Origin of the sequence: Allochromatium warmingii (assembly GCF_900107145.1) — a bacterium.
GTDB lineage: Bacteria > Pseudomonadota > Gammaproteobacteria > Chromatiales > Chromatiaceae > Thermochromatium > Thermochromatium warmingii.
Window position 1 is genome coordinate 36,114 of the sequence record NZ_FNOW01000011.1, and the last position, 16,703, is coordinate 52,816.

Sequence of the window (16,703 nt, forward strand, 5' to 3'; positions counted from 1 at the left end):
CATCCACGCTAACCACTCACGGGCCACGCGGCCCCCATCGACACTCGGCATCATGTCACTGGATTCAGACTGCCTTGCCCGGCTCAAACTGCGACACGCCCCATTCGATACGCTCACCAGCGAGGACTTTCTCTATAGTGACCCGCTGCTGGAAAGCTTAATCGAGACGGCCGCACGGGCGCTCAAGGCCTCCGGTGCGGTCGTGGTGTTGGCTGGCCCGGACGGTTCCGGACGGAGCATCCAGTTGATGCGGCTGTTGGGCGTGTTAGATGGTGAGTATGAACTCATTGCTTTTCGCGGGCGGCCAAATATTCCGTTTGATGCCGTTGATGTCACGATTCGCGCCCATCTGCAACGCACTGACCTCGATGAAGCGCCGCGCCCGATTGCCGAATTATTAGCCGAACGCACGCAGGCGCAGGCGCGGCTGGTGTTGGCTATCGACGATGCGCATTTACTCGGCAGTGACGGTCTGGTCAAGCTGGTGCGGCTGCGGGCGACGGTGCTAGAACGCGGCGGGCAGGGCTTGCGCTTGATTCTCGTCGGCGATCCGACCTTGAGTCGTGGACGCTTGCCGTTGCCCGATTTGCTCGATGATTCACAGGTCGTGCGATTGAATCTGCGTCCGTTTAATCTCGAACAGGCCGGCGCCTATCTGCGTCATCGCTTGCGCGTCGCTGGTTTGGATGATCCCGATAGTTTATTAAGCAAAGGCGATATCGCTGTGTTGCAGGGCAGTGCCAAAGGCTTGCCCGCTGCACTCAATGCGCAAGCGAATGCGTGGCTGGCGCGGCGCTGCAAGAGTTTGGATAACGGCCTGAAATCAGCACTCAGCGCCCGTCTTACGGCAGCGGTGGTGACGACGGCAGCCGCAACTAATCCAGCGGCAGCGACGGATGCCGACGCGACGCGCACGACTGCGCCCGAATCGCCCTTTGCGTTGGCAGAGTCGGACGAGTCGTTTCAAGATGTCGCCGCCGACACCTACACCCCCGCCGCGACTGCGCCCCCCAAAGAGCCGTATCTGTCCGATTTTCTCGTCAACGGCAATGTGCCAACGGCATTGGCGCAGAACGAATTTGAGCAAATCTTGCAACGGGTGCGCCAACATCAGCCCTGGGAAGGTACGCCCGAGCCGAAGGCCGCTTCACGCGAGGAAATCCAAGCCAGTGCGCCGCCGACGCCCGTGCAGTATTGGAATCGCCCGTGGTTTATTCCGGCGATTGTGGGGCTGGTGCTGGCGGCGGTCGCAGTGCCGGTAATCTGGCAGCTTGTCCGCGATACGCAACCGGCGATCTCGCTCGATGCGCCAGACGCGCCCGCGCTGCCTGAAACTGCGCCCAGCACCCCGCCGGAGCCGGTCACGGCACCGTTGACACCGCCGCCAACGCCGCTTGATGCCGCTGCTGCGGCGGGTGGATTAACCGACGCACCGCCGCTGACCGCCGCTGCGCCGCCGCTGACTGAGCCGCCGCCAGTTGCGGAACTCCCTGCTACTGAGACAGTCGCGCCGCCCGATTCAGCGGTGAGCGCAAGTGCGCTGAATGACGATCTGGATTGGCTACAGCGTCAAAATCCTGACCGCTTTACGATTCAACTGGTTGCTGCCCGCGATCTCGCCACCGCTCGCACCGTGCTCGAACCGCAGGCGCTCGAAGGTGTGCGCTATATTCAGACCCGCTCTTATGTGATTGCGATTCTCGGCAGTTTTCCCAGTCGCACCCAAGCGGCCCGCGAATTGCCTGCACTGCCCGCGCCGGTGCGCGACAACGGCCCCTGGATTCGCACGATTGGCTCCATTCGTGACAGTTTGCCTTGATCTGCGCGATCTGTTCGGTGATCGGTTGGGCGCGATCCGCTCAACGTTAAAATCACCGCTGGATCGGTTCAGTGCGCGTTTATCAGCTAGACTTAATGCGACAAACAGACTGGATTGAGGCTGTCAACCCGTGGAAATCCATTCGCTAACCCCCTATGCCGCCGGACTGCGCTCGATGCGTGTTGAAGCACGCGACGTGCCGCCGCCCGGACTTCAGGAACCGCCGACCGCCACGCCTCCGGCATCCGGTACCGAAAATCCGCGTGCCGTGACTGAAAGCGCCGCCACCGAGACGCCAGACACCACCCGCGACGACGATCCGACGACCGCTACAGCTACTGATGTCACCGGCGAACCGCTGACGCTCGATGAACAAAGCCTGCTGGAGCAACTCAAGCAGCGCGATACCGAAGTACGCGCTCACGAACAGGCGCACATGGCCGCCGGTGGCGGTTACATCACCAGCGGCGCGAGTTATTCCTATCAAACTGGCCCCGACGGGCGGCGCTATGCCATCGGCGGTGAAGTGGGGATTGATACCGCGATGAATGCCGACGATCCCGAAGGCAATCTCATCAAAGCGCGGGCGATTATTCGGGCGGCGCTGGCTCCGGCGGAACCCTCATCGCAGGATGTGCGGGTCGCCGCTTCAGCGCGTGAAATGGAAATCATCGCCCAGCAAGACATCCGCTCGCGTCAAGTCAAGCTCTATGAAACTGTGATGGAAAACGCGGCACGCGGGACGGCGGAGACAGAGGCTAACCCGCATCGCAATACGGAGCCGGAGACCCGCCCAGCGATCTCTGCTGGACAGGCGCGTTTGACGCGACCGTTAACGCAGTTGGCGCAGACAAGCGGCGTGAATCGCTGGGCGTAGAGACATGCGCCTCCAGTGCGCTGAGGGACTAGAGGCGAGGTGAGCGCGTACCGAACCAACCTAAGCCGTGGTATCGATGTTCTGACCTTTTAAGCTATCCGTAGACAACGGGGTCGGCGCTGCGGGTGGCGGGATGTCAGCCAGCGGCACCTGTGGTGTCACGATGGTCTCGGCTTGGCGTTTCGCGGTTGCCTGTTCTGTGGCCAGCCCAGCATTGGCAGCGGCTGGCGTGCTGGCAAGCGTGTTGGTCTGGGTGGGTAGAGCGTTGACCGATAAAATATCCATCGCGTGACCTCGCATACATGCTGAGTGAATGGCTGTAAATAGCTATCGCAAGCAGGCGGTGCGCTCCAGCCCCAGTGGCTGAAGTCATGTTGACAGCATAGACCAGTCTGGGCGCAGTGTTTGCGATCAAGCGCACATTTTTAACGTTGAGACGGCGAAATTTGGCTGTGTCTGACCCGCTGGCCAGCGGGTTTTGGCTCAAGTTTGCCATTCCGGCGTCGTTAACGAGCGTGTATTCTGGAGGAACAGATGGACAGCATGTCAGGTAACCCGAATAGCGCGTTCAAGCCGGTGAAGCCGGTCAAGCATCGTCACGCACGTTTTGATCCAATCCGACTGATGAGCGGATTTTTGCCAGCATTTCGGCATTTGGAAACCGGCGAAATTCGCTTGTGTCAACTGGCCGATGGTCGGATTGCGCGGCGACATTTGCTCGATTCACTGCCGGATGACTGGATTTTGGAGCGCGATGCCAGCGGACGCCCGGCGGCGTTGGTCAGTGAGATTGAACCCGGCTTTTTGCGCGGGATTCAGTTTTGGACGCTGCAAAATCTCGCCAATCCTCGGTTAGATGGCTAGGGTCGGCTGTAGACGGTCTGACGGTCTGACGCCATAACGCCATGAGCCAAACGAGCGAAAAACGCCTCCATCCGCGTCTGCCGGTTGTAGTAGAGGTCGAGCTGCATCGTCCGGGATTGCCGATGCGTGTCGTGTGGACGGAAGATTTAAGTAACGGCGGGGTCATGCTGGCAATGAATGACCAGAGTGATTGGCCGCCGCTGGGTTCCAGAGTACAGATTCGGGTCTCCGGCTTGCTTGGCGGCGGTGAGGAAGGCCCGTTAGTGGATGCGATGGTGGTGCGTCATACGCAAACCGGGATCGCCGTGCAGTTTGATAATCCTTAGGGCAGCTTCCAGCGGCCAGCTTTCAGCACTCTCCGCACGACCGCCCATCCCTGCGCCGCCGACAGCGCCCCTTTTGCCGCGAGGTTTCGGCGATGTTTACTACCACTGCTACGCATTCAACGACCCTGACGGTTACGACCGCTCGCATGACGGTGCAGTCTGATGGCGGCGACCGCCCCAGTCGCGCTCCGCAGACAGCGCCCGCGCCTATGCCGCTGCTGCCACGTCCAGCGGCTCTACCATCATCGCGCTCCAGCACGGCTGATACCCTGACATTATCGGAGCAAATCCGCGATCAGCTTGAGCAAGATCCCGATTATCAGATTTTGCGCCGCGCCTTTGCGCTCAACCGCGACGTGGAACTAACCACCGAGCGCACCGCAGCGTCAACCTCAAGCCGCGAAGCGACGACCGCCAGCTTCACCATTCAGGCCAGCACGCGCCGCTTTGAACTCGCTGTGCGCACTACGGATGACGCGGCGGTGCTGATGGTGCAGCGCGGTGCGACCGCACAGCGGCTCGCGATGCAGATCACCATCGGCGATCCAGCCGAGGCGCAGGTTGCCGATCCGCTGGTGCTCGATTTGGGCGGTCAGGGCGTGAGCACGACCGGATTGGCCAACGGGATCGACTTTGATCTTACCGGCGATGGTCAGCTTGAGCGCATCAGTACCGTCAGCGGCGCGAGCTGGTTTCTCGCTCTCGATTGGAATGCCAATGGACGTATCGACGATGGACGCGAATTATTTGGCGATCAACGCGGCGCGGCCAATGGCTTTGCGGAACTGGCCCGCCATGATGACAGCGGCGATGGGCGGATTGATGCGCAGGATGCGATTTTTAACAGCCTGCGCTTGGTGCAACTCCACGCCGACGGTTCGCAGTCCACACAAACGCTCGAAGCAGCGGGAGTGAGCGCCATTGAGCTAGATCATCGTCAGGTGCAACGTGCGCTCAATGCCTACGATCATGTCGCGCAGAGCGGGCGCTTTATTCGCACGGATGCCACCGTCGGGGAAGCCGCCGATGTGCTCCTCGGCTATCATACGGTCGCCTGAGCACTGCGAACGCTTGAAGCCGGGCACCAACCAGTCATGTCGAAAGCGGGACAGATGCTGCTAGACTAGCCGTTGTGTTCGATTTCTTCTTCACGGAATCCAGTTGTTATGTCGCAGACGCCCGGGAATTCAGAAATTGTATCAATACTGGCCGAAATCGAGCTGACCCGCGACCTCAGTGACGAGGCGCGGGCGCAGGTGGCAACCCAGTGCCTTCAAATCGATGTGGCAGCCGGGCGGCCGATTGAAGCCAGCGTTTTGCATCAAGCGCGATGTTTTTTGGTCGATGGTCATGTCACGCGCCATGAATATGGGCTAACTGAGACGCTGGAAGCCTACGCCGGATTGAGCGAACCGATTGATTTAATCGGCGATGACAGCGCCCCGGATTGGCAGTTGCGGACAGAAACGCCCTGCATGTTGCTGCAAATTCCGACAGCGGCGCTCGCTGCCGTGCTGTCTACCGGCGTCGAGGTCACTGACATCGAACTCGATCCGCAAGAAACTGCGTTTTTGACTGAACTCTATCAGCTTATCAATAGCAATCAGTTGGCGCTTCCGGCGCGGCCCGAAGTGGCGCTCAAAGTGCAAGAGCTGACCAGCGATCCTGATACCGGCATCGACCAACTGACCGAGATCATTCAGCGCGACGGCACCATCGCCGGGGCGCTCCTGCACACGACAAATAGCCCACTGTTTCGCGCCGTCAAGGAAATCAAAACCATCCGTGAAGCCGTGCTGCGGCTGGGTTTTCGCAACACGCGGATGCTGGCGGTCAACATCGCCTTGCGCCAAGCGTTCCATGCCAAGCATCAACTCACGCGCCAAGCGATGCAGGATTCATGGAACGAAAGCGTACTCTGCTCCGTGTATAGCTATGTCATCGCCGAAGTCAGCCACACTCTCGACCGCGAGCGGGCGCTGCTTGCCGGGTTAGTTGCAGGGATTGGCGCGGTGCCCATCATTCAATTCATTGAAGCACGCGGCGCGACACAAACTGCCGCCGTGCTGCAATCGCTGATTACGAAGCTCGCCAGCATTACCGGCGTGCTGGTTATCAACTATTGGGCGCTCGGTGATGATTTAGTCTCAGTCGCCGAGCATTATGGTGATTGGAACTATCACGCTCCCGCACCGGATTATGCGAGCATTGCGATTGTGGCGCGTTGGGCGGCGCTCTACAGCGAAGGGCGAGCGGTGCCCGATGCGCAGAGCGTACCGGCATTTGGCGTGCTCGGTTTAGTGCCGCCGCTGCCCGGTGAGCCGATTACCGAACTCGCCGACAGTGAACCGATGCTCAAAAAATTAAAATCCATGTTCAATCTGTGACGGCCCGCGTCACGCAAGTTGTGGAGTCTGTGGCGTGTCCTTACCGACCATTGAAAGCCTGATTAAAGGAAGCGGTCGCTTGCTGGCCATGCCGCGTGCGGTCGGCGATGTCTTGCATCTGCTCGATAGCCCCAACAGTCGTCAATCCGAAATTGCTCGCCATCTGGAGCAAGATCCAGCACTGGTAGCGATTTTATTGCGCTTGGCGAATAGCCCCGCCTTTGCACCGGCGCGTACTGTCGATTCAGTAGAGCGTGCGATAGTCTTACTCGGGCGCGAGCATTTACGGCGCTTGCTGGTTGCGAGTGCTTTAACACAAGCTGCCGAACATTTGCCGAATCAGGAATTATTGCCGCTGGAAACCTTTTGGCGACATTCATCCTATTGCGCGGTGATTGCACGCATGTTAGCTGAAGAACTCGCACCGAATTTAGCCGGATCAGTATTTTTAGGCGGATTGCTGCATGATTTAGGGCAGTTATTTCTATTTACGCAAGAGCCGAATGCCGAACATCAAGCCTTTCTCAATTCACTCGGCGATCTTGAAACCCTATCGCCATCGGATGCCGAACGCGCTGAATTGGGCTTCGATCATGCGCAACTCGGCGGCGCATTAGCCGAGCACTGGGGCTTACCTGCGAGCTTAGTAGCCTGTATTCGCTACCACCACGAACCGTTAGCTGCACCCGAAGACTACGCGCTTGCGGTAGCGATTATTCATGTCGCAAACAGTCTGGCACATTTAGCTGAATTTGATTCACGCGATTTGCTTGACGCCCCGCCGATTGAATCGTCGATTATTGAGCGTTTCAAGCTTGATGAAGCACGGGTGACGCAAATCATTGATGAAGCACAGCATCAGATTTTAGCAGTTGAAGCATTGCGGAATCCGAAGCTTGGTGAGTAATTGAGACAGGATTAACAGGATTTTAAATACGCGCAAAACGCATTAAAATACCGAAATCCTGTCAATTCTGAATCATCCTGTCAATCCTGTCTCAATCTTCAATACGCCTGCTTTCATCCATCCGCGTCATCAATCACAAAGCGATTGCGTCCGCCCTGCTTGGCGCGATATAAACACGCATCCGCTCGATCAATCATTGCTTGCAGGCTCTCGCTTAAATCAAAGGTTGCGCCCAAGCTAATTGTGACTGATAAAGTCTGATCTTCATGCACAATCGGCGTCGATTCCACCGCCGAGCGCAGTCGCTCCAAAATCACTGCTAAATAATCGCGGTCGGTTCCGGTAAGCAGAATGCAAAATTCTTCACCACCATAACGCCCCAGCAAATCGGCTTCACGCACGCCGCTTGCCAAAATAGTCGCCACCTGTTTAATCACGCGATCCCCTGCTAAATGGCCGTAGGTATCATTGACACGCTTAAAATGGTCAATATCGAGCATGACGGCAGCAACCGCCATCTGTCGCCGCCGTGCTGCGGCGTGCAATGTTTCACCGGCGCTAAAAAAGTGTCGCCGGTTATATAATCCGGTCAAATAATCGCGTAACGCTGAATCGCGAATGGCACGGATCAGTTCGATTTGTTCAATATTTTGAATAATCCGGCAATAAAATTCTTCAACTAAAAAGGGTTTGGTAATAAAGTCATTGGCTCCGCTTTTCAGCAAGCGTGCCGAAAGTGCCGACGAGCTGAGTTCAGAGATGCCGATAATGGCTAATTCGGAACGCGAGTATTGTTGACGTAAGGCACTAATCAGTGCCAGTCCATCCATTTCGGGCATATTGTAATCGGTAATCACCAGCTCAATGCCGGTTTCGCTGCGCATGATGTCCAGCGCCACCCGCCCATTTTCCGCTTGCAGAACATGCAAGCGATGTTGCTCTAATAATTTAACTAAATAATTGCGGAATGAGCGTGAATCATCGACAACTAACACTTTGACGCTGCAATTGCGATGAATGCGCCGCACCAGTGCGGCGACATGATCGATTTCATGTAGACTGCTTTTAAGTAAATAATCAACGATATTTTTAGCAAGAATACGCTCACGAATGGCTTCATCATAATGCGCGGTTAAGACAATCACCGGTAAATCATGCGCTTGTACCAAATCAATTGCTTCACCTTCAATCGCATCCGGTAAATTTAGATCGACCACGGCGGCTAAAAATCGCTGTGGATTGTGACTGAGCAAAGCTTGCGCTTCGGCTAATGAACCGGCAATTTCCGATTCGACTCCAGCAATATCTTGGCAGCAGGCACGGAGCAGACGGCTAATAGCTTGGCTATCATCAATCAATAAAACGCGCTCGCCCGCATTGGCGGATGGAGCGGCGGGTGTCGCGGGCGGGGGCGTTGTGGGGGTCACGTCAACATCACCTGAGAGTCGTGGAGCGAGAATTGAACGGCATTTAGCTCGCGGCGTGAGCGGATGTGGTGCCTAAACACGTTGCATCGCAGCAGCCGGACACGGAGAATCGCGAATTATAAAGAGACGGCCGACCAGTATGGCTGACATTTCGTGCTCTATCCCAGTAACCGCGACTTAACTTTACTTTTAGCTAAATACCCGCGCTTTAGCATCCCTCAAGCCGTCACACCATCCCAACAGACCGCACGCAGCAGAATCTGCTATTTTTGTGCAGTGCGGCATGGCGGCGAATCACTGCTGCCGGTCTGGATTCTGTTTTTTGGGGAGTTGTGATGCAAAGTATCTACATCGCCGGTGCCGGTGCCGGAAGCGGCAAGTCGGTGGTTGTGCTGGGATTTATGGAGATGTTGTCGGCAGTGGGCCGCCAAGTCGGATTTTTTCGGCCGTTCGCGCCTCAGGGCGTAGAGCTGGATAATCTGACGGCGCTGATTCGTGAACGCTACGCGCTGCCGTTTTCGCCCGAAATGCTCTACGGTTGTACAGTCGAAACGGCGCGGCAGTTTCTCGGCAGTGGGCGCTATGATGAGTTGCTCAAGCTCATTATGAACAAGTTCAAGCTGCTTGAAGAGCAGTGCGATCTGGTGGTCTGCGCGGGTACGGATTACAACGGGCTGATTCCGTCACTGGAATTTGGCTTTAATGTCGATCTGGCCAATAACTTCGGCTGTAGTCTGGTCGCGGTGGTCAAGGGTTTTGGGCGCTCGCCGCAGGAAGCCTGGGACGCGCTGCATATCACCCATGAGCTGATGCGCGAGCGCGGCGCGGATTTTCTCGCCAGTGTGGTCAATGGTGTGGCTCCCGAGGATTGGGAAACCGTATGCAGCCGCGTACAGCATTTACGCACTGAAACCGAATCGATCTATGTGCTCCCGGAGCAAGCGACACTCGGGATGCCGACCGTCGGCGAGATTCGGCAGGCGCTGGGCGCGGCCTGTCTCTACGGCGAAGGCGATGCGCTGCATCAGGTGGTGACGAATTACAAGATCGCGGCGATGGAGATTCCCGATTTTCTGCGCTATATCGAAGACGGTGCGCTCATCATCACCCCCGGCGACCGTTCCGACATCATCTTAGCTAGTCTCGCCGCCGATGCCTCGTCTGCGTTTCCGCGTGTCGCCGGATTGTTGCTGACCGGCGGGTTGCAACCGGCAGACAAAGTACGGGCGTTGATCGAGGGACTGCGCCGCACTAAGGTTGCCATTTTGCAGGTGCCGACCGATACCTTTACCACTGCGATGCAGGTCAGTCGCATCGAAGCTGGGCTGTTGCCGAGCGATGATCGCAAACTGGCCGCTGCACTCGGAGTGTTTGAGGCGCATGTCGATCTTGACGAACTGCGCCGCCGCATCGCGGTGCATCATTCTGAGCGCGTCACGCCGCTGATGTTTGAATATGAGCTGATTCGTCGTGCTAAAACGCGGCGTCAGCGCATCGTGTTGCCGGAGGGCGGCGATGAGCGCATCTTACGTGCTGCTGAAATTCTCGCCCTGCGTCAGGTTGCCGATCTGACGTTACTCGGCAATCCCGAGCGCATCCAGCGGCGGGCGGCGGAATTAGGCTTGAATCTCAATGACATCCGCATCATTGATCCCGCCGAATCACCGGATCGGCTGCGCTATGCCCAGACCTATTATGAACTGCGCAAGCACAAGGGCATTTCGGAACAAATGGCCCATGATGTGCTGCAAGATGTCAGCTATTTTGGCACCTTGATGGTCTATCACGGCGACGCCGATGGTATGGTTTCGGGCGCGACCCACACCACCCAGCACACCATCCGTCCGTCATTCGAGACGGTCAAAACCAAGCCAGACGTGAAACTCGTCTCCAGCGTGTTTTTTATGTGTCTGCCAGATCGGGTGCTGGTTTATGGCGACTGCGCCGTCAATCCGAATCCCGATTCCGAAGAACTGGCCGACATCGCCATCAGCTCGGCGCAGACGGCAACCGCGTTCGGCATTGAGCCACGGATTGCGATGCTGTCGTATTCGAGCGGCAGTTCCGGCAAGGGCGAGGATGTTGACCGCGTGCGCGAGGCGGTGCGACTGGTGCGCCAGCGCCGTCCAGATCTCAAGGTTGAGGGGCCGATTCAGTATGACGCGGCGGTGGACATCGAGGTCGGGCGCTCGAAAATGCCCGACAGCGAGGTCGCTGGTCATGCCACAGTGCTGATTTTCCCCGATCTCAATACCGGCAATAACACCTATAAAGCGGTACAGCGCAGTGCGGGCGCAGTGGCGATTGGGCCAGTTTTGCAAGGCTTAAACAAGCCGGTGAATGATCTCAGTCGCGGCTGTACTGTGACCGATATTGTCAACACCGTAGCAATTACCGCAATTCAAGCGCAGGACGCGGCGACAGCCAGCCGTGCGCTCACACCGGAGGCCGCGCAATGAAAGTGCTGGTACTGAACTCGGGCAGTTCTTCGATCAAATATCAACTGTTTCGCATCGACGACTGGCAGGCGCTGGCTTTGGGGCTGGTCGCTCGCATCGGTGAGCCGGAAGGTGAAATCAAGCTCAGTTGGCGCGATGACGCCGACGCCACGCAAGCGCGTCAGGAATCGCTGCCGATCCCCAGTCACGAGCAGGGCATTGAGCGCATTATTCGTGCCCTGCGCGACACCGGCGTGCTCACGGATGTGACCGAACTGGCGGCGATTGGTCATCGTGTCGTGCATGGCGGTGTGCGCTTTAAGCAACCGGCATTGATTGATGACACGGTGATCGCGGCAATTCGCGCCGTAGCGCCGCTCGCGCCGCTGCACAATCCCGGACATCTGGCCGGCATCGAAGCGGTGCGGGCGCATTTTCCGGGCGTGCCAGCAGTGGCGGTCTTTGATACCGCGTTTCATCAAACCATGCCGCCGGAAGCCTATCGTTACGCGATCCCCGAGACGCTCTACACCGAACATCAGATTCGGCGCTATGGCTTTCACGGCACCTCGCATCAGTATGTCGCCAAACGCGCCGCGCTCTGGCTCGACACACCGCTGGCGCAGTGCAATCTGATTACACTGCATCTGGGCAATGGCGCGAGTGCCACCGCGATTCGCGCCGGACAGTGCGTGGATACTTCGATGGGTCTGACCCCATTGGAAGGGCTGGTGATGGGCACGCGCAGTGGTGATATTGATCCGGCGGTCGTCATCTATCTGTGCAAGCATCTGGGACTCAATGCCGATGGTCTCGACCGGCTGTTCAATCGACAAAGCGGACTGTTGGGGCTGTGCGGCGTCAACGATATGCGCGAGATCGACCGCCTCGCCGCTGCTGGAGATGAACGCGCTGAGTTGGCGATTGCGATGACCACGCATCGCCTCAAAAAATATATCGGCGCGTATTACGCCGAACTGGGATGGGTCGATGCGCTGGTATTTACTGGCGGCATCGGTGAAAACGCGGTTGAGATTCGGCGGCGGGCCTGTGCTGGGCTAGAACGGCTGGGCATTGTGCTCGATGACGCCCGCAATGCCGAGACCCATGCGCACGGTGAGCGTGACATCAGCGCCGCTATCTCGGATGTGCGGGTGTTGGTGATACCGACCAATGAAGAGCTAGAGATTGCACAACAAGCACTGCGCACGGTGACTGGCACGACGGAATAATTGGCGCGGGCGGCGCTGGGATCGGCGGCACGAATGCGCAATAATCGCCGCTGGCCGCCGCGCCGCGTTGTGCCCACCTATTGATATAGAGCGCCCCCGATGTCCGAACCAAGCCCGTCCGCATCCAGCAGTCAGTCATTTTGGAAGCTCATCGCCCTAGCCCTGCTGCTGGCCTTAATCGGTGTGTATATCCTGTATAACTGGTATGACGGACGCCTCAAGACCCAACTGACCGAAAAAGATGGGTTAATCGTCCAACTCAGTGATCGGATCAAAGAGACTGAAGCGCGGCGCTTGGCGGCTGAAGAGGGCTGGAATGCCAGCCGCGCCGAGCTGGTGGCGCTCACTGAACAGTTTGCCGCTGAAAAACAGGGATTAAACGATCAGATTCGGATGCTCGAAGAAGTCAAACTCGGACTCGGGCAAGATATGGAAGGCGTTAAAGCGGCACACGCGGCGATGCTGGCCGATGAGCGGCGCAAAACCGCCGAGGTCGTCGCCGAAAAAGAACAGCTTGTCGAAGCACGCAATGCCGTTCAAGCCCAATTAGACGCGGAGCGGGCGACGGTTGAAGCCCTCAAAGCCGATCTGGGGCGCGTCAATCAGGCCATCGCCGCCGCCGCCACCCGTCATCAGCAACGCATTGCCGATCTTGAGCGCCAGCTTAATGAGCGGGTCGCGCTCGCTCGCACCACACCGGAAGATGCTGAATTAGTGCGCACGGTGCAAGAACTCGGCTTATTGGGCACACCGACGGGCCGCACGGCGGAAGCGCAGACGCTGGCCGATGAGTTGACCGCACTCAAAAACCAGTTCGCGGCGCTCCAGACCGAACACGATGCGACCCGCGCGCGGTTGAGTGAAGCCCAGACCGAGCAGCAACGACTCAAGCTGGAGCTGGAATGGCAGCAGCGCGAACTGACGCAAGCGCAAGCTGGACGCGATGCAGTGAACCGCGTTGCGGAGTTAGAAGCCGATCTGAGCGCCGAACGCGCCGCGTATTCGATCCTGCAAAATCAGCATGAATCCGAAACGGCCGCACACGCGACCGCGCTGGCCGAGCGTGAGCAGCAGATAGCCGACTTGCAAACCGCGCTCGATGCGGCACGCACTGAGGCGCAAGCTGCTGCACAGTTTGCCGAACAATTGACTACGGCACAGGCGCGGATTCAGGAACTCGAAGCCAGTTTAGAGCGGCTGAGTGTCGAAACCGAAGCCGTTCACGCGACCTTGAATGCTGATCTGGAGCAGGCGCAAACGCGGGTGCAGGAGTTAGAGCAAGCGGCCACAGCCGCGCAGACGGAGCGACAGGCGCTGGCTGATGCGCAGGCACGGATTGCGACGCTCGAAGCGGAATTAGCGCAGGTGCAAATGCAGGCAGCGGCACTGACTGACGCGCAAGCGCGAATCATCGCGCTCGAAGCGGAATTACAAACGGCGCAACAGGCGGCGAATGCGCCCGATCCGGCACAGGAAGCAGCCTTAGTTGAAGCGCAAGCGCGAATCACTGCGCTCGAAACGGAATTACAAACGGCGCAACAGGCCGCGAACACGTCCGATCCAGCGCAGGAAACAGCCTTAGCTGACGCGCAAGCGCGAATCACCGCGCTCGAAGCAGAGTTAGCGACTACGCGCCAGCGTGCTGAACAGGCTGAACAAGCGCACGCGGCGGCATCCGCTGCTGAGGCCGCGCCCAGCGAAGCCGCGAGTGAATTAGCGCGGTTACAAGCCTTGCAGACCAGCTTTGCGCAACTGCATGGCGAATTTACCGACCGAGGAATGCTCTTGAGCTTGGCGGAATCCGAACTGCGTTTTGCGCCCGGTCAGGCAGTGTTGCCTGAAGGTGAATTACCCAGTCTGGAGCGCCTCGCCGAACTGCTCAACGCCCATCCGCAGCTCACGGCGCGGATCGAAGGCCATACCGACAGCATCGGCGGTATCGCACTCAATCAGACCCTGTCGCTCAAACGGGCTGAGGCGGTGCGGCAGGCGCTGATTGCGCGGGGTGTGGCAGCGGAGCGACTGACTGCCGAGGGCTTGGGGCCGGCCCGTCCGATTGCGACAAATGCCACACCGGATGGTCGGGGCCAAAATCGCCGCGTTGAAGTGTATCTGCTTGGTCTTGACTAATGCCGCGCTCGCCGATTCGAGCTAGAATTAGTGCGGTTTTTTTCTCCTGTCGTTTTTTCACCTCTCAGCGGCTCGTTGCTTCGGCGCGAGCCGCTGATGTTTGTCTGTCGGGACAGTGCGAACGCGTTTCGCTCATCATCACCGACATTTTGCGTTCAACTACACACTGATCGAGAACACCATGACGCTCGCTCGACTGCCTCGACTGCTCGGAATCTTGGCTCTTGGATCGACATTAGTTTCTGGCGCACCGCTGTGGGCGGGCGACAGCCCTGGTTTGGTCGAACCCTCGCCGAGTGAGGGCGCACCTGGGGCGTTTACCTTTGCCGCTGTGGTGCGGCGGGCACAGGAGCTGGCTGCCGCCGACTACCAGCCCGACCGCCCAGCACTGCCGGATTATCTCGCCGATCTGGATTACGACAAATATCGTGACATCCGTTTTGAACGCACCGAAAGCCTCTGGAAACAGGAAGGACTGCCGTTTCAGATGCAGTTTTTTCCGCGTGGCTTTTTGTTCAAAGATCGGGTGACGGTCAATATTGTTGACAATGGCGTGTCGCAGACCGTGCCCTTCCGTCACGATCTGTTTGATTACGGCAAAAATCCGGTTCCCGAGGAGATGCCGTCGGATCTGGGCTTTGCCGGTCTGCGCCTGCTGTACCCGATTAACAAAGATGACGTGTTTGATGAAGTGGTGGTGTTTTTGGGCGCGAGCTACTTTCGTGGCGTGTCCAAAGGCTTGAACTACGGCATCACCGCACGCGGCTTGGCGATTGATACCGGCCTGCCGACGAAAGAAGAATTTCCGATTTTCCGTGAGTTCTGGGTGTTTAAACCAGCAGCAGATGCGGTGGACATCACGGTGTTTGCGCTGCTCGATAGCGAGAGCGTCACCGGTGCTTATAGCTTCGTGATTCGCCCGGGCATCGAGACGGTGATGGATGTCAAGGCACGGCTGTTTATGCGCCAATCGGTGCAAAAACTCGGCATCGCGCCCTTGACCAGCATGTTTTTTCACGGCGAAAACACGGATCGCTTCTTGGATGATTTCCGCCCCGAAGTCCACGATTCAGACGGGCTGTTGGTCGAGAATGGCACTGGCGAGCGCATCTGGCGGCCACTGGTTAATCCGCGTGGACTGCGCGTGAGCGATTTTGTGGCCCAAAATCCACATGCCTTCGGTCTGTTCCAACGTGATCGCGATTTCACCCGTTACGAAGATCTGGAAGCGCATTATCAAAACCGTCCGAGTGCCTTAGTTGAGCCAATCGGCGACTGGGGTCAGGGGGTGGTCGAGTTGGTGGAAATCCCCAGCGATGCCGAACGTTACGACAACATCGTCGCTTACTGGATGCCGGAGCGTCAGCCGCAGCCCGGTGATGAACTCAAGCTCGAATATCGCCTGCGTTTTGGCCAAGACCCCGAAGCCGGTTTACTCGGCGGGCGGGCGATTTCAACCCGCATCGGCGCAGCAGGCACCGATATTCTCGATTCCAGCCAACGCAAGTTTGTGGTCGATTTTGCCGGCAAATCACTCGCGCAGTTGCCAGCGGAGACCAAAGTTGCGGCGGTGGTCACCAGCAGTTCCGGCGAGCTATCCAAGCCGGTGGTGCAATGGAATCCCCATACACAAGGCTGGCGGCTGTTTTTTGAGCTTAAACCCGACGGTAATCGCCCAGCGGATCTACGCGCCTTCCTGCGTCACGATAACGATGTTCTCAGTGAGACTTGGAGCTACCGATGGGTTCGGGAATAACGCACCCGCTTGATACCCTCGATGCGCCGGTGCCGCCGGCCTGGTCTACACCAGAAGATCAGGCCGCCGTTGAACAGCGCGTGCGGCATTATCTGCACGCGCTCGGCGTTGTCGCTGGGCCGGAGGTTGAGATCTTGGTGCAACAGGTGCTCAAGCGTGTCGAGCTGCAAGCGACGGTCGCGCAACTGGGCGAGCCGCTGGAAATCGCCATTGAGGAAACGCATCGGCTGCTCGACCGCTGGTTGATCGCGGAACTCGGTTTAGAAGCCGAACCGGATCGGCTCGCGGCAGCGCGAGCGGCGGTGCTCGGCGGTCACGTCCCGGGCTGGACACAACGCTGGGCGGGGCTGAGTGAGACGCCGCTCACTGAGGTGCTGCAAGCGGCGCGGTTTCAGGCCGTTCCTGAACGCGCCCCGCTGACGATGGAAGCCAGCGCGATTGATCTGTGCTGTCATCGGCTGGCGCGGCGCGTGTTGCATGGACTCGGGCGGTTGTTCGGGTTCAGCACGGTGCAGCAGGCTGCTAAGGGGTCACACTAAT

At 58.2% G+C, this 16,703-nt stretch carries 14 protein-coding genes; 12 read left to right on the forward strand and 2 right to left on the reverse strand.

Translation table 11 applies throughout. From position 1 onward, the window contains the following. Window positions 1–52 precede the first annotated feature (52 nt). Both BLW10_RS05125 and BLW10_RS05130 read left to right on the forward strand, forming a co-directional pair. A complete protein-coding gene (locus BLW10_RS05125) occupies window positions 53–1,819 on the forward strand; it encodes an SPOR domain-containing protein (RefSeq protein WP_091332768.1) in 1,767 nt (588 codons plus the stop codon). A 130-nt stretch (window positions 1,820–1,949) separates the two neighbouring features. Next, a complete protein-coding gene (locus BLW10_RS05130) occupies window positions 1,950–2,696 on the forward strand; it encodes a putative metalloprotease CJM1_0395 family protein (protein ID WP_218139699.1) in 747 nt (248 codons plus the stop codon). Window positions 2,697–2,756: 60 nt separating this feature from the next. Here the strand turns inward: BLW10_RS05130 and BLW10_RS05135 are convergent, their stop codons facing one another. Beyond that, the gene (locus BLW10_RS05135) at window positions 2,757–2,981 is read right to left on the reverse strand and encodes a hypothetical protein (protein WP_091332770.1); all 225 of its coding nucleotides are present in this window, start codon (window positions 2,979–2,981) and stop codon (window positions 2,757–2,759) included. 249 nt (window positions 2,982–3,230) lie between these two features. On the opposite strand from BLW10_RS05135, the gene BLW10_RS05140 reads away from it, so the two are divergent. From BLW10_RS05140 to BLW10_RS05160, 5 genes are all read left to right on the forward strand, one after another. Continuing rightward, window positions 3,231–3,560: a hypothetical protein gene (locus BLW10_RS05140; protein WP_091332771.1), complete on the forward strand. Its 330-nt coding sequence runs from the start codon at window positions 3,231–3,233 to the stop codon at window positions 3,558–3,560. 41 nt (window positions 3,561–3,601) lie between these two features. Then, on the forward strand, window positions 3,602–3,886 hold the full coding sequence (locus tag BLW10_RS05145; RefSeq protein WP_091332773.1) for a PilZ domain-containing protein: 285 nt from the start codon (window positions 3,602–3,604) through the stop codon (window positions 3,884–3,886). 92 nt (window positions 3,887–3,978) lie between these two features. Further along, window positions 3,979–4,944 carry a hypothetical protein gene (locus BLW10_RS05150; protein WP_143117012.1) on the forward strand — a complete coding sequence of 322 codons (966 nt, stop codon included), beginning with the start codon at window positions 3,979–3,981 and terminating at the stop codon, window positions 4,942–4,944. Between the two features lie 108 nt (window positions 4,945–5,052). Continuing rightward, window positions 5,053–6,273, forward strand: coding sequence for an HDOD domain-containing protein (locus tag BLW10_RS05155; protein WP_091332776.1), 1,221 nt, complete (start codon window positions 5,053–5,055; stop codon window positions 6,271–6,273). Window positions 6,274–6,361: 88 nt separating this feature from the next. Beyond that, on the forward strand, window positions 6,362–7,180 hold the full coding sequence (locus BLW10_RS05160) for an HDOD domain-containing protein (protein WP_091332778.1): 819 nt from the start codon (window positions 6,362–6,364) through the stop codon (window positions 7,178–7,180). Window positions 7,181–7,293: 113 nt separating this feature from the next. Here the strand turns inward: BLW10_RS05160 and BLW10_RS05165 are convergent, their stop codons facing one another. Beyond that, window positions 7,294–8,607, reverse strand: a complete 1,314-nt coding sequence (locus tag BLW10_RS05165) for a diguanylate cyclase (protein ID WP_091332779.1) — start codon at window positions 8,605–8,607, stop codon at window positions 7,294–7,296. A 335-nt stretch (window positions 8,608–8,942) separates the two neighbouring features. Here BLW10_RS05165 and pta point away from each other — a divergent pair, with 335 nt between their 5' ends. The 5 genes from pta to BLW10_RS05190 all read left to right on the forward strand — a co-directional run bounded on the left by pta (window position 8,943) and on the right by BLW10_RS05190 (window position 16,702). Continuing rightward, window positions 8,943–11,066, forward strand: a complete 2,124-nt coding sequence (gene pta / locus BLW10_RS05170) for a phosphate acetyltransferase (protein ID WP_091332781.1) — start codon at window positions 8,943–8,945, stop codon at window positions 11,064–11,066. After that, window positions 11,063–12,277 (forward strand): acetate/propionate family kinase, encoded by a 1,215-nt coding sequence (locus tag BLW10_RS05175; RefSeq protein WP_091332782.1) that lies wholly within the window; start codon window positions 11,063–11,065, stop codon window positions 12,275–12,277. Before pta ends, BLW10_RS05175 begins: the two co-directional genes overlap by 4 nt. Before the next feature lie 99 nt (window positions 12,278–12,376). Further along, window positions 12,377–14,407, forward strand: a complete 2,031-nt coding sequence (locus tag BLW10_RS05180; RefSeq protein ID WP_091332784.1) for an OmpA family protein — start codon at window positions 12,377–12,379, stop codon at window positions 14,405–14,407. A gap of 181 nt (window positions 14,408–14,588) precedes the next feature. Next, window positions 14,589–16,163, forward strand: a complete 1,575-nt coding sequence (locus BLW10_RS05185) for an OpgD/OpgG family glucan biosynthesis protein (protein WP_091332785.1) — start codon at window positions 14,589–14,591, stop codon at window positions 16,161–16,163. Next, window positions 16,148–16,702 (forward strand): hypothetical protein, encoded by a 555-nt coding sequence (locus tag BLW10_RS05190; RefSeq protein WP_091332787.1) that lies wholly within the window; start codon window positions 16,148–16,150, stop codon window positions 16,700–16,702. Before BLW10_RS05185 ends, BLW10_RS05190 begins: the two co-directional genes overlap by 16 nt. The last annotated feature ends 1 nt before the right edge of the window (window position 16,703 follow it).